The organism is Neobacillus piezotolerans, assembly GCF_003362805.1.
Taxonomy (GTDB): Bacteria; Bacillota; Bacilli; order Bacillales; family Cytobacillaceae; genus Bacillus_D; species Bacillus_D piezotolerans.
The window spans coordinates 1-13,230 of sequence record NZ_QNQT01000010.1 but is presented as its reverse complement, the minus strand read 5'-3'; the positions used below and the strand labels follow the sequence as shown (position 1 = coordinate 13,230).

Annotated in this window: 15 protein-coding genes and 1 pseudogene; all 16 read left to right on the top strand. The window is 46.3% G+C overall.

Going from position 1 to position 13,230, the window contains the following annotated elements:
- Window positions 1–139 precede the first annotated feature (139 nt).
- Window positions 140–1,087 (top strand): PstS family phosphate ABC transporter substrate-binding protein, encoded by a 948-nt coding sequence (locus DRW41_RS18170; protein WP_115453449.1) that lies wholly within the window; start codon window positions 140–142, stop codon window positions 1,085–1,087.
- 108 nt (window positions 1,088–1,195) lie between these two features.
- Window positions 1,196–2,143 (top strand): phosphate ABC transporter permease subunit PstC, encoded by a 948-nt coding sequence (pstC, locus tag DRW41_RS18165; RefSeq protein WP_115453448.1) that lies wholly within the window; start codon window positions 1,196–1,198, stop codon window positions 2,141–2,143.
- A gap of 1 nt (window position 2,144) precedes the next feature.
- Window positions 2,145–3,029, top strand: coding sequence for a phosphate ABC transporter permease PstA (pstA, locus tag DRW41_RS18160; protein WP_115453447.1), 885 nt, complete (start codon window positions 2,145–2,147; stop codon window positions 3,027–3,029).
- A 17-nt stretch (window positions 3,030–3,046) separates the two neighbouring features.
- Window positions 3,047–3,856: a phosphate ABC transporter ATP-binding protein PstB gene (pstB, locus tag DRW41_RS18155; protein WP_115453446.1), complete on the top strand. Its 810-nt coding sequence runs from the start codon at window positions 3,047–3,049 to the stop codon at window positions 3,854–3,856.
- A gap of 35 nt (window positions 3,857–3,891) precedes the next feature.
- On the top strand, window positions 3,892–4,551 hold the full coding sequence (gene phoU / locus DRW41_RS18150; protein WP_115453445.1) for a phosphate signaling complex protein PhoU: 660 nt from the start codon (window positions 3,892–3,894) through the stop codon (window positions 4,549–4,551).
- Between the two features lie 269 nt (window positions 4,552–4,820).
- On the top strand, window positions 4,821–5,471 hold the full coding sequence (locus DRW41_RS18145) for a hypothetical protein (RefSeq protein WP_115453444.1): 651 nt from the start codon (window positions 4,821–4,823) through the stop codon (window positions 5,469–5,471).
- Between the two features lie 53 nt (window positions 5,472–5,524).
- Window positions 5,525–5,674 carry a 50S ribosomal protein L33 gene (rpmG, locus tag DRW41_RS18140; protein ID WP_082306913.1) on the top strand — a complete coding sequence of 50 codons (150 nt, stop codon included), beginning with the start codon at window positions 5,525–5,527 and terminating at the stop codon, window positions 5,672–5,674.
- Window positions 5,675–5,735: 61 nt separating this feature from the next.
- Window positions 5,736–6,299 (top strand): 5-formyltetrahydrofolate cyclo-ligase, encoded by a 564-nt coding sequence (locus DRW41_RS18135; RefSeq protein ID WP_115453443.1) that lies wholly within the window; start codon window positions 5,736–5,738, stop codon window positions 6,297–6,299.
- Entirely contained in the window at window positions 6,296–7,078 is a 783-nt protein-coding gene (locus DRW41_RS18130) for a DUF92 domain-containing protein (RefSeq protein WP_245959488.1), read from the top strand. The genes DRW41_RS18135 and DRW41_RS18130 overlap by 4 nt, the downstream gene beginning before the upstream one ends.
- 71 nt (window positions 7,079–7,149) lie before the next feature.
- Window positions 7,150–7,349 (top strand): annotated as a pseudogene (locus DRW41_RS18125) (L-lactate dehydrogenase); the annotation flags it as partial.
- 63 nt (window positions 7,350–7,412) lie between these two features.
- A complete protein-coding gene (yqgO, locus tag DRW41_RS18120; RefSeq protein ID WP_115453442.1) occupies window positions 7,413–7,607 on the top strand; it encodes a protein YqgO in 195 nt (64 codons plus the stop codon).
- 172 nt (window positions 7,608–7,779) lie between these two features.
- A complete protein-coding gene (locus tag DRW41_RS18115; RefSeq protein ID WP_115453525.1) occupies window positions 7,780–9,348 on the top strand; it encodes a rhomboid family intramembrane serine protease in 1,569 nt (522 codons plus the stop codon).
- A 52-nt stretch (window positions 9,349–9,400) separates the two neighbouring features.
- Window positions 9,401–9,619, top strand: a complete 219-nt coding sequence (locus DRW41_RS18110; protein ID WP_115453441.1) for a YqgQ family protein — start codon at window positions 9,401–9,403, stop codon at window positions 9,617–9,619.
- Window positions 9,620–10,591: an ROK family glucokinase gene (locus DRW41_RS18105; protein WP_115453440.1), complete on the top strand. Its 972-nt coding sequence runs from the start codon at window positions 9,620–9,622 to the stop codon at window positions 10,589–10,591. It abuts the gene before it with no gap.
- Between the two features lie 155 nt (window positions 10,592–10,746).
- Entirely contained in the window at window positions 10,747–11,928 is a 1,182-nt protein-coding gene (locus DRW41_RS18100; protein WP_115453439.1) for a M14 family metallopeptidase, read from the top strand.
- Window positions 11,929–12,011: 83 nt separating this feature from the next.
- Window positions 12,012–13,163 (top strand): YqgU-like beta propeller domain-containing protein, encoded by a 1,152-nt coding sequence (locus DRW41_RS18095; protein ID WP_115453438.1) that lies wholly within the window; start codon window positions 12,012–12,014, stop codon window positions 13,161–13,163.
- The last annotated feature ends 67 nt before the right edge of the window (window positions 13,164–13,230 follow it).

Genomic DNA, 13,230 nt, shown 5'->3' with positions numbered 1-13,230 from the left:
GCTAGCTTGGTTTGAGTTTGTAAGTTTTTTTATTAAATTTACAAATTGTTTACATTCGATTAAAACCCTTTTAACACTAAGGCCTTATTCTGAACATGCACGGAAGAAAAAAACATTTTCCTCAGGGGGTAAACTTGAAATGAAACTTGTCAAAAAGCTTGGAATGGTTTTAATGCTTGCCGCGGTAATGGTTGTTGCAGCCGCTTGCGGAGGAGATAGCAAAGACAATGCTGATGGCCTTGAAGGCAGTGTCGTCATTGATGGTTCCGGAACAGTATTTCCGTTCATGGCCAAAATGGGCGAAAACTATATGGGTGAACAGGAAAATGTATCTGTCGAGGTCAGCAGGGCCGGAACTTCTGCCGGATTTAAAAAATTCCTGGTGGAAAACGGAACGGATTTCAACAATGCCTCACGCTCAATAAAAGATGAAGAAAAAGCAGAAGCTGAAAAACAGGGTATCGAAGTACAGGAATTGAAAGTTGCGCTCGATGGGATTACAATTGTTATCAACAAGGACAATGACTGGGCGAAAGAACTTACGAAGCAGGAAATCATTGATATCTTTACAGCAAGCAAAGGTAAGAAAAATTGGTCCGATGTCCGCCCGGACTTTCCAAACGAACCAATTAAAACATATGGCCCGAATGAAAACCACGGAACATATGAATTCTTTTACGAAAAAATCCTTGAAGAACAAGCTCTTCCTGAAAAAATCAACCTACAGCAGGACTACTCGACTTTAGTGGACCTTGTTTCTAAAGACAAAAATGCAATCGGATTTTTTGGCTTTGGCTACTATGATAACAATAAGGACAAGCTTTCCGCTGTAAATGTCGATTTTGGCCAGGGACCCGTTGAACCGTCACTGGATACAATCAAGGAAGATGGCGATTATGCGGAATTCACTCGTCCAGTTTTCACATACTTGAACGTAAACCATGCAAAAGAAAAGCCTCAAGTGCTTGATTATGCAATCTACACTATGGAAAATGCACAAGAAGTTGCCAAGGAAACAGGCTTTGCACCACTGTCTGATGAAGATAAACAAGCGGCTCTTGATGCTTTGAACGGTTTGAAAAAATAAAAAAATACTTTATAGCTGCACTAGGAAGATGAGGAGTTTTTCGCCTCATCTTCTCGCCGTGCATAGGAGTACGGCCTGTTTAGTATTAGGGTGAAAGGGGTTATTACAATGGACAGAACCACAGGGGAAAAAAGACTCGACATTAGCGGCCTCATAGAAAAAAAGAAAAAAACGGCCAGTGTTGGGACCATTGCTGAAAAAATGATTCCAGGGATATTATTTGGAATTGCAGCCATATCAGTGTTGACAACGATAGGAATCGTTTTAACGTTACTCACTGAAACAGTATTATTTTTCAAAGAGGTACCTTTTCTTGACTTTTTTACCGGAACGAAGTTGAAGCCACTGGGGAAGGACGCTGTCTTTGGCGTGCTGCCGCTTTTGACGGGCACACTATTATCAACTGCGATTGCCATGGCAGTCGCCATTCCGATTGGCCTTATGACGGCTGTCTTCCTGAGTGAATATGCTTCAGAAAAACTGAGGAAAATCCTTAAGCCGATGCTTGAAATTCTCGCGGGTATCCCAACTATCGTGTATGGGTTCTTCGCATTTACATTTGTAACTCCTTTATTGCGTTCATTTATCCCGGGACTGGAGCCGACAAATATCCTCAGCCCAGGGATTGTGATGGGAATTATGATCATTCCGATGGTCGCATCCCTTTCGGAAGATGCTATGAGCGCTGTTCCAAATGCAATGAGGGAAGGAGCGCTCGCCTTGGGCGCTACAAAGCTTGAGGTGACCTGGAAGGTTGTCGTTCCAGCCGCGATTTCCGGAATCATTGCCTCATTCGTCCTCGGGATTTCGAGGGCAATCGGGGAAACGATGATTGTGGCTATCGCTAGTGGAAGCTCCAAGAACTTTACGTTTGATGTAACTCAATCCATGCAGACAATGACAGCTTATATTGTCGAAGTTACCGGAGGGGAAGCTGCTGCCGGGACAACTTTGTATTACAGCCTTTACGCCGTGGCAATGACTCTGTTCGTGTTTACCCTTATAATGAATCTTGTCGCGCAATATGTTTCACGCAGGTTCAGGGAGGAATATTAATATGAAATATATTGATACTACAGTGGTTGAGAGGAAAATGGGAAAGCGCCTTTTGGCAAACAAAATCGCTAGATTGGTTTTCCTCCTGGCAACGTTTTTTGGCACCGCCGTCCTGGCCGTCCTTATCTACAGGGTGGTCTCGGACAGCATGGGCTGGATCGACAAGGATTTTTTACTGAATAAGTTGTCAACCGATCCTGAAAGGGCTGGAATACTTGGTGCAATCTACGGTACGTTGTGGCTAATGGCAGTGGTTGCTCCCGCGACAATGATACTTGGGGTTGGCACTGCGATTTACCTTGAGGAATATGCGAAAAAGGGAAAGTTTCAGTCGTTTATCCAGACTAATATATCCAATCTTGCGGGAGTCCCATCCGTTGTATTCGGAATTTTGGGATTGACCATTTTTGCCAGGGCGCTTGGTTTAGGCTCTGTTGTTCTTGCCGGAGGGTTGACAATGGCCCTGCTAGTATTGCCGGTTGTTGTGGTGGCGAGCCAGGAAGCCATTAGGGCTGTTCCGCAATTTTTACGGGAAGCTTCCTACGGAATGGGAGCGACAAAATGGCAAACAATTAAAAATGTCGTTCTACCAGCAGCTCTTCCGGGCATTCTGACCGGTGTAATTCTTGCGTTATCTAGGGCAATAGGCGAAACAGCGCCGCTGGTCGTCATTGGCATTCCGGCGCTATTAATACCGCTTCCGAATGGCATTCTAGATAAATTCACGGTATTGCCCGTCCAGATTTACTATTGGACAGTCGACTCGGCGCTTACCGCGGAGTATGCAAACTTGGCAGCGGCAACGATCGTTATCCTTTTAATCGTTCTGTTTGCGATGAATTCGATTGCAATCATTATCCGAAATAAATTCCAAAAAAGATTTTAGCCTGGAGGGAGCTACCTATGGGGATTACAGCAGGAAATATAAATGGAACATCAGCACAGGGAATTGGCAAAAAGAATATAGTCTATAGTACACAGGATCTTAATCTTTGGTATGGCGATGGACACGCGTTAAAAAGTATCAATTTGGACATTATCGAAAATGAGGTTACCGCCATCATCGGACCATCTGGATGCGGCAAATCAACCTATATCAAAACATTGAACAGGATGGTTGAGCTGGTCCCAACGGTCCGGATTTCAGGAGAAATTCTTTACCGTGAAAGAAACATTCTCGACAAGGAATACAAGGTCGAGGATCTGCGGACCAGGGTAGGGATGGTTTTTCAAAAACCAAATCCGTTCCCAAAATCCATCTATGAAAATATCGCTTACGGGCCGAAAATCCATGGAATAAAAAACAAGAAAGTCCTTGATGAAATTGTCGAGCAAAGCTTAAGGGGAGCGGCGATTTGGGATGAGGTAAAAGACAGGCTCCACCAGAATGCCTATGGGCTTTCAGGGGGGCAGCAGCAGCGCCTATGCATCGCCCGTTGCCTTGCAATCGAGCCTGACGTTATTCTGATGGACGAACCAACTTCGGCACTGGATCCAATCTCAACCTTAAAGGTAGAAGAGCTTGTCCAGGAATTAAAAAAGGATTTTAGCATCATCATTGTCACCCATAATATGCAGCAGGCTTCCCGGATTTCGGATAAGACTGCGTTCTTCCTGAATGGGGAAGTCATTGAATTTGCCGAGACAAGCACAATCTTTTCCAATCCATCCGACAAACGGACGGAAGATTATATTTCAGGGCGGTTTGGCTGATTTAGGCCAATCCAGCACGCTAAAGGTGGGATACCATGGGCACAAGAACCAATTTTGACAACAACTTGAACCAGTTGAAGGAAATGCTTACGGAAATGGTGAAAATGGCAAAGGATGCTGTGGAAGACTCAATCAGCACGTTCATTTCACAGGACCTTGACAATGCCAGGAAAATAATAGAAAAAGATGAGGAAATCAACCGTTTAGAATATCAAATCACTGAAAAGGCAATTTTGCTAATCGCTACTGAATCGCCTGTCGCAACTGATTTAAGGGCTATTCTTGCGGCCCTCAAAATCTCATCGGAAGTTGAGCGCATTGCAGACAACGCGGTTAATATCGCCAAGTCAGCCCTCCATATCGGTAAGGAAAAGCATATTAAAGAGATAGAGGATATTCCGAAAATGAAGGACCTCGTCATCGAAATGCTTGATACCGCCCTGCAATCCTTTTACACAAACGATGTTGCTTTGGCAAGGAAATGCGCGGAAATCGATGACCAAGTGGATGAAATGTACGGCCAACTTGTCCATGAACTATTAGGGCATATCCCAGGAAACCCTGAAGCGACGAACCAGATTACGCAGATGTCGTTTACTTGCCGGTATTTGGAGCGAATCGGAGACCATTCCACCAATATCGCGGAGCAGGTTATCTTTTTGGTAACCGGAAAACGCTATGATTTGAATCATTAAGAATTGATATGTGACGAAATTTGTTTGCCAAGGGGTAAAAAACAAAGCTGTTTTTTGTCGAATCACAGCGGGAAGGTTGATTCAGACGGCCGGCAGGAATTTTTTACCCCCAAACAAAGAAGTGCGTCCGGTGATAGGCGATTTCCGACAAAATGCGTTTATTGTAAGCCTTTATGCCAAGTGCTACCATTATTTATATGGACTGGCGGTTCTAATACAGATGCCGGTGGAATAGAATGGTTAGTTAACTAAAAAGGGCGGTTATGGGTATGTTGAAAACACCTTCGGAAACAAGGCAGGGGCAAATGGGGCCGGTAGAGGAAGAGGCAATTTTCTATCCAGCGGAAAAGCTTGCTATCGCAACGGGTTTATGGATCAACGGAAATGTATACGGAAGATTTGAAGCAAGGGAAACACTGCTTTACGGGGAGAAGCTCACACTTAAGGTAACCGAGGAAAACCCGCATTCAAAAATTTCTTTCCTCAATTATTTTATTTGCAACCATGCCAAAGAGGAAAAGCGGTTGAAGCTGCTTGCGATGCACCTTCCAAAAGCCTTTAGTATGGATCATTTTTCATTTGTTTCCCCCGCCGACCAAACCATCTTCCATCTCACAGGGGATAATATGTTCCTTGTAGGAGGGGAAAACCGGGAAGATGGGAAATGGGAGGCTACTGTCATCCCGTCATGGCATATCAGTTCCGAGAGCATTTGGGGGGATATTGGAAAAGGTGCCCTTAAATATTCTCCTTTGGCCAAAGGAAATCCAGCCAGCATCCTTTCAACGGAAATCGTCGTACCACCCGGAAAGACAGCCCGGCTAGGGACATGGATTATTTCAGGAGAATCCAAGAATGAACTTGTTTCCTTAAAAAACGTACTTTTAAAAAACAGACTAGCATTTCCAAATGAAAAATGATATTATAGAAAAGTCGTATAACGAACATGCTTTAATTGTTTGGAGGGATAATAATGCGCGTGAATATTACGTTAGCTTGCACTGAGTGTGGAGAGCGCAACTATATTTCTAAGAAAAATAAACGCAATAATCCAGATCGCCTTGAGCTGAAAAAATATTGCTCCAGGGAAAAGCGTACAACTTTACATCGCGAAACAAAATAAGCAGTGGGGCTTCCTGCTGCTTTTTTTGTTGCCTAAAAAACTTAAATAGGGGGTATGGAAGATGGAGGATAAAAAGATGTTGCGCAAGTCCATGATGGAGCGGCTGAGGTCAATGTCTGATGGGGAATACATGGAACGGTCAAATCGGATTGCATCCAATTTATTCGGGCATCCAGCTTGGAAAGAGGCTGAAGTGATCGGCATTACCATTTCCCGGCCGCCTGAAGTCGATACATATCAGATTATTGAGAAAGCCTGGCAGGAAGGGAAACGGATTGCCGTACCAAAGTGCCTGCCGGCTACCAGGGAGATGCAGTTCCGGTATTTAACCGATTTTTCCGAGCTGGAGAAAGTTTACTATGGCCTTTTGGAGCCAATTGTAGAGAAGACAGAACAGGTACGCCCGGATGACATTAGCCTGCTCGTCGTTCCCGGTTTGGCATTTTCACGGGATGGATACAGGCTTGGTTTTGGGGGGGGCTATTACGACCGGTTTCTTACAGTTTATAAGGGACAGACTGCTTCCCTTGCATTCAGCTGCCAAATCGTCGGAGAGCTTCCAGTCGAGAACCATGATAGGCAGGTTGGGATGATTATGACGGAAGAACCGGTATTTGAAAAATGACACCTGGATTTTTGCTTGGCTCGATTTTAATCATTGTGGCGGCCTGGATGGGATGGAAGCTTAAGGCGCTTACTGTGACAGGTGCTTTGAGCGCGGTAGTCATTGGATTTATGTCACTGGCTGGGACTGGTGCTAGAGGGCTTATCCTCCTTGGGGCATTCTTCGTTTCATCCAGCCTATGGTCAAAATATAAAGCCAAAAACAAAGCTGCAATGGATGAAAAACTGGCAAAAGGGGCGACGCGGGACTGGAAGCAGGTAGCCGCGAATGGCGGTCCGGCGTCAATCTGCAGTATGTTGTTCCTCACGTCTGGGAATCCTGTTTGGCTTATCTGCTTTGCTGCGGCGATCTCAAGCGCCAATTCGGATACTTGGGCCTCGGAAATTGGCCCCATCAGCAAACGGGACCCCATCAGCATCAAAGGGTTTAAACGGGCGGAACGGGGAACCTCGGGCGCTGTCAGCCTGCTTGGTACGGGAGCCTCTTTGGCCGGGGCAGGATTTATTGCGATTCTTGCCATCCCCCTCTTCGGGCTGCCGCCATGGACCGGCTTTATTATCTTTATTTCCGGGTTCCTTGGAAGTGTAATCGACACCATTCTGGGAGCTTATTTTCAAGTATCGTACAAGTGCGCCGTTTGCGGGCTGGAGACTGAAAAAGAGCGCCATTGCGGCCAGGCGGCGATGAAGGTAAAGGGGAATTCCCTGCTTGACAATGACTTGGTCAACTTTTTATCCGGGGCCGCAGCCGTCTTGGGAGCCTATATCGCTATTTTATAAAATAATGATATATGTCCGATTCCGATGCCCGGCGTCTTGTGTACTCTGGTCCAGATGGTGCTGACAATTAAAACTGCGTGTTGACTGTTTCGGCGCTTCTTCAAGGGGAGTATGGGCAGCACGATCTCTTTATTGGTGTTCCCGCAATCGTAAATCGAAACGGGATAAAGGAAATTGTTGAGCTTGATTTGTCTGATGAGGAAAAAGAAAGGTTTCCCATTCAGCCGGCGTCCTGAAGGACATCCTTGCGCTAGACATGAAAAACCATTGACCCCATCCGCCATTTCGTATAAACCGACTCCTTTAGGAAACTCTAAAAAGGGAGGTTGGTAATATGAATAAAACAATTTCTTCAGCCGTTTTGTTCGGCACCGCCGGCTACCTGATTTTCAAGAACAGGTACAGGCTAATGAACATCGTGCTTGGCACAGGATGGGTCAGGAAAGTGGCAGTCAGGACGATCATGGGAATGCCGGGAGTTAAAAGAAGAATGATGAATTCTGTGTTTGGAGAGCCGAACCGGCTGTAAGCCGGGCCGGCTCTTTTCGTCATTGTCCATGAAATTTTTGGCTGTCACGAAGGCGCTTGCGCATTTTGGTCTTTTGTATATTATTATAAGTTCAAGAAGACTTCGTTTATAATGGTATTGAAAGATGGCTTCTTTTTTCATCATGGTGCCTTGGGAAAGCAGGGGAACTTTTTTGAACTCTTATGAAGATTATTTATTTTGGAAGCTTGCGGAATCATTTATCATACAATCGGGCTATAGGGTTGTGAAATTGTTTCCGGATGAGAAGGAATTCTGGCTCGAAAAAAAGGAATCAGCGCAGGCGCCGATTGTCCGTCTATGCCGCTCCGATTTTGGTTGGAGCAGCGTTATGGCTAGGGATGTGGAACGGACCGCGGCGACAGGTGCGCAAATCAGGAGCCAGCTGCGTCTTAGGAACCTGCGTATATTCAATATTTATATAAGTGAACAGCCTCCGGTCGATGATTATCATCCTATTTTAAGTGAACCTTTTCTTTATCGTGACAGATTTTCCGAAACATCGGTCCAGACAATTCTGTTTGCAAACGGCACTTTTCGGCAAGCGATGGAAAGCCTTAGCCTATCCGGCATTGTGGATGCCAGTTTCATGAATTTAAGCAATGTCACGGACCTTCCTCCCGGCGATGCCGAGGAGGCAAGGCGACGGACCCTCGAATATGCGGTAAACGCCAGCAAGCGGGAACAAGCGATTTTCACCGCGGGAAAACCTTTTTTTACATATATTTTCATGGTTATTCAGGTGTTGGTGTTTTTATTGGTTGAACTATATGGCGGCAGCACCAATCCAGCAACATTGATAAAATTCGGCGCAAAATTCAACCCTTTGATTTTGGAAGGGGAATGGTGGAGATTCATTACACCGGTATTCCTTCATATCGGATTTCTTCATCTAGCGATGAATACCATTGGGCTTTATTTTGTCGGGACCGCGGTGGAAAGGATGTTGGGCAGCCCAAGATTTTTGTTTGTTTACCTGTTTGCCGGTTTTGGAGGGTCGCTTGCGAGCTTCCTATTCAGCCATGAAATTTCGGCGGGGGCGAGCGGAGCGATTTTCGGCTGCCTTGGGGCGCTCCTCTATTTTGGAATGGTTTATCCACGGCTTTTTTACAGGACGATGGGCCATACAGTTTTTGTGATTATCATCGTCAACCTTGCTTTTGGGTTCTCAGTCTCGATGGTTGACAACGCCGGACATCTCGGCGGCCTGGCCGCCGGATTCCTTGGAGCGGGGATTGTCCATTTTCCAAAAAAGAGGAAAACGCTAAGCCAGATAATTTTTGCCGCAGCATCCATCCTGCTTGCCGCAGCATTATTGCAGCATGGCTTCAAGGCAGGGCTTGGCCCTAAGGATGAACACTCCGTCATCCTACTGGCGCAAGAAAAAGTAAACAAGGAGAACTATAGAGAGGCCTACTCAATCCTCAGCAGGTATGAAAAAGGGAACAAAGTAACCGAAAAGACCTATTTTCTGCTTTCCTATACGGAAATCAAGCTGCAAATGCTAGCGGACGCCAAGGCCCATTTGCTGAAAGCGATTGCCTTGGACAACAACTTTCCGGAAGCACATTTTAACCTGGCGCTCATTTATCTTGAGGAAAGGGATCTTGTTTCGGCGAAGAAGCATGCCGAAATAGCCGAGTCCTTGAAACCGGGGCAAAAGGAATATCAAAATCTAGTGGAAGAAATCGGCAAGGCACTTTCCGGCGTGCCGGGGAGTTGACTTGAATTGACTGCGACTAAATCCAGGCATTCGAAAATGAGGGGAAAATCACGTGAAAAGCATTTATGACATCCAGCAATTCCTGAAAAAGTACGGTACCATTATATATGTCGGCGACAGGTTAGCAGATTTGGAACTAATGGAAGAAGAACTACAGGAAATGTACAATTCCCAGTTAATTGAAACAGGGGAATTCCAGAACGCGATTATGCTGTTAAGACACGAAATACAGCTGGAAAAAGAAAAAAATAATAAAAAAACAGGTGAGTGAATGATGGAGAAATGGCTTGCGGGAATCGATCTGGGAGGAACTTCAACAAAACTTGCATTCCTATCACTCTGTGGGGAAATCATGGACAAGTGGGAAATTCCGACGGATCACTCCGAAAAGGGCAGGAATATAGTCCTCAATATTGTAAAATCAATCGATAGGCGCCTTCATGAACTTGGAGAGGGCAGGGAGAAGCTTGCCGGAGTCGGAATGGGCGCTCCCGGACCGGTCGATCATGCGACTGGCGTCCTCTATAACGCGGTCAATCTTGGATTGAGGGAGAATTACCCTTTGCAAGCCATCCTTGAGAGGGAAACGTCCCTGCCAGCCGCAATTGACAATGATGCGAATTGCGCGGCACTTGGAGAAATGTGGATGGGAGCCGGAGATGGAGCAAAAGACCTCGTTTGCGTTACCCTCGGTACAGGGGTTGGCGGAGGGGTGATTGCCAATGGCCACATCTTACAAGGCGCAGGAGGGGCAGCGGGGGAAATTGGCCACATTACTTCTGTTCCCGCCGGTGGCGCCCAGTGCAATTGCGGGAAAACAGGCTGCCTTGAAACGATTGCCTCGGCGACTGGCATCGTAAGGCTTGCAATGGAAGCGGCCGCGGCTGGCGAGAAAGGTAGGCTTGCCGACATGATTTCCAATACCGGCATTGTCAGTGCGAAGGATGTTTTTGATTGCGCGAGTGGTGGCGATGCGGCTGCCACCCGGGTGGTGGACGAGGTTGCCTTTCATCTTGGCCTTGCCCTAGCGAATATCGCCAATACGCTTAATCCTGAGAAAATCGTCCTCGGAGGCGGTGTTTCACGAGCGGGCGATTTACTATTGAATAAGGTAAAGGAGCAATTTGCCCGATATGCCTTCGAAAGAGTCCGCGAAACCACAACCATTGCTTTAGCGACTCTTGGGAATGATGCCGGAGTCATTGGCGCCGCATGGCTTGTCAAGAAACGCCTGTCGCTGTAAACTATTGGCCGATGTGGCCCCCTTTCATGGGGGCCATCTTTGTTTCATGGATAGTTGAACGGCCGCCTTCGCTTTCTTCTGGCATGATTCCATTCGTTGCTCATACATTTTAATGAACCAACGCGTGATATTATATAAGTGCCAGGGGGGAAATTATGATCATCGGCCGACTGCCCGGCGGGAGCCTTGCAGACTACGCCCGTTTATTCCGCTTACAGCCAGAACTGATCCAAAAATCCAATGAGCCTGGACTTTGCGTAGGGGAAGTTGGAGAGAAGGTATGTATCCCTGGCTATTCCGGGAAGCCTTATCGTCTTAAAGAGGGGGAGACAGTTGATTCGGTCGCTTCCAATTGCCATTTTGATTCAAAGGCCATCAAGCTTATGAATCAAGGTGTCCAGGGGCATCCTGGGAGCAGTATCCTGCTTCCATACAGAGTAGAGTCGCCCGTAGTCATTGGGAGGACGGAATACAGTCCCGCCATTCTTGCAAGGGATTTGGAGGCTTTAACTGAAACGTATCCGTTTGCAAAGGTTTCGCCCATTGGCTACAGCGTCCTTGGGAAACCGATATGGGAGCTTAAGATTGGAAGCGGTGAACGAAAGATTCATTTCAATGCGTCTTTCCATGCAAATGAATGGATAACAAGTGGAATACTAATGGAACTTGTCAATATGTATTTACTCGCGCTATGCGAAAATCAATCAGTATTCGGCAAGGAAGCTTTATCGATTTTTGAATCCACTGAACTCTCGGTCGTTCCAATGGTGAATCCCGATGGTGTTGACCTTGTCCTGAACGGGCCGCCTGCCGGGTTTGGAGAGGCGGTAACGGGAATGAACGGAGGAAGAACAGACTTTTCCGGCTGGAAAGCCAACATTAGGGGAGTGGACCTGAATAATCAATTCCCAGCGAACTGGGAAGTTGAGAAAGAGAGAAAGGAGCCCCAGTCTCCTGCGCCCCGTGATTTTCCCGGAACCGCCCCGCTATCCGAGCCGGAAGCTTTGGCGATGGCCAGGCTTACGGAAAAGAGCGGCTTTGATGCTGTGATTGCATTCCATACACAAGGTGAAGAGTTTTACTGGGGATATGGAGGCAGGGAGCCAGCTGTCTCTTCGTATATCGCTGCTGAATTTTCCCGGCTGAGCGGTTATAGGGCGGTGAGGACAATTGACAGCCATGCGGGATTTAAAGACTGGTTCATTCAGGAATATCGACGGCCGGGGTTTACAATTGAACTTGGAAAGGGTATAAATCCTCTGCCACTATCATGTTTTAATAAGATATATAGGGATGTATCAGGAATCTTTCAATTTGCAATCGGAGGATGTTGTTAATTTCTTTAATTAAAACGAAATATTTTGAAACCATTGGCGTGTATCACTCGTCTAATTAATATCTGCGCATGAGGGGGAAAGGAATGGGCAAAAGTCTGAGAAACAAATCCGACCAATATTCAGTACCTGCCAGGCTGCTATTTATTTGCCTCGTTTTCTTTTCCCTGGCGGCATGCTCACAATTAAAAGAAAATACCAAACCAATCGCCCATCCCGGAAATCCGGAGGAAAATGAAGGGCAGTCCGCCAAACCGCCTGAAAACTGGAAACTTCCGCTTAAGGTGCCGGAAGGAGAGTTCTTCAAGGTTTTCGGCTGGCTTAATGACAGTGAAGTCATCTTTGCATCCAATCTTACGTTAGGCTCCAACCTTTATTTCTATTCCCTTGAAACTGGAGAAAGCAAATTAATTCTCAAAACCGAAAATCCCATTGTTACAGTCTCCATTAATCCCCAAAAAACACGGCTTATGGTCCATACATCCCCCTCTTCTTATGAAGCGGTTGTAACAGTTTATGATACAAGCGGATTGGAATTGGCAAACCAATCGTATCCATCATCCGAACTCCATGTCGAATGGAATCCATATGAGGAAGATGACCTGCTGATCGTCGCGTTTAATGAGGACTGGTCCTATAAGTCTTTCCGCATGGATGCCGAAGAACGGAAAGTGGAGGAGATGGACATTTCCGACCCGTTTGTAAAATGGATTGGCAGGGATAAGTTTGCGTATCTTGGATGGAATGAGGAAGCCCCGTCGTTTTTTGCGCCGCTAGTGCTCCAGGATGTCCAAGGAGACGTAAAAACAGCGCCCATCAGGAATCTTTATCACCTTGAAGCCTATAAAAATCTGATTATGGGGATTAGCGCGGCCGGAACAGAGTTCGAAAGAGCGATTTTTGCATTTTACGATAACCAACTCAGCCCTATATTTTCGTTTGAACTTCCCCAGTTGGGCAGGTTCTCTGGCTGGCTTGTCCCGTTTATGGATTTTAATGCCGGAAGGCAGGAATTCACCATTTTTGAGCCCGTCAAAAGCGGGGATGCCGACACCTATACAGAAGGATTCATACTTGCTTCCCATACGTTTGGGGGAGGAAGGAAGGTCATCTTGGAAGGAGCGGAAAATCAGCCGATTGTATCGTCCCCTAACGGAGAAGCTTTCCTGTATGGGTACAGGTTCGAGAAGATGATTGATGCCGCGGAGAAAAAGATCCTTAGCCTCATTCAGGAATAAAGCAAAAAAGGACTGCCCAATCTGAACTATGCCCTATAAAGTGGACAGTGAAATAAAAAGGCCTAAC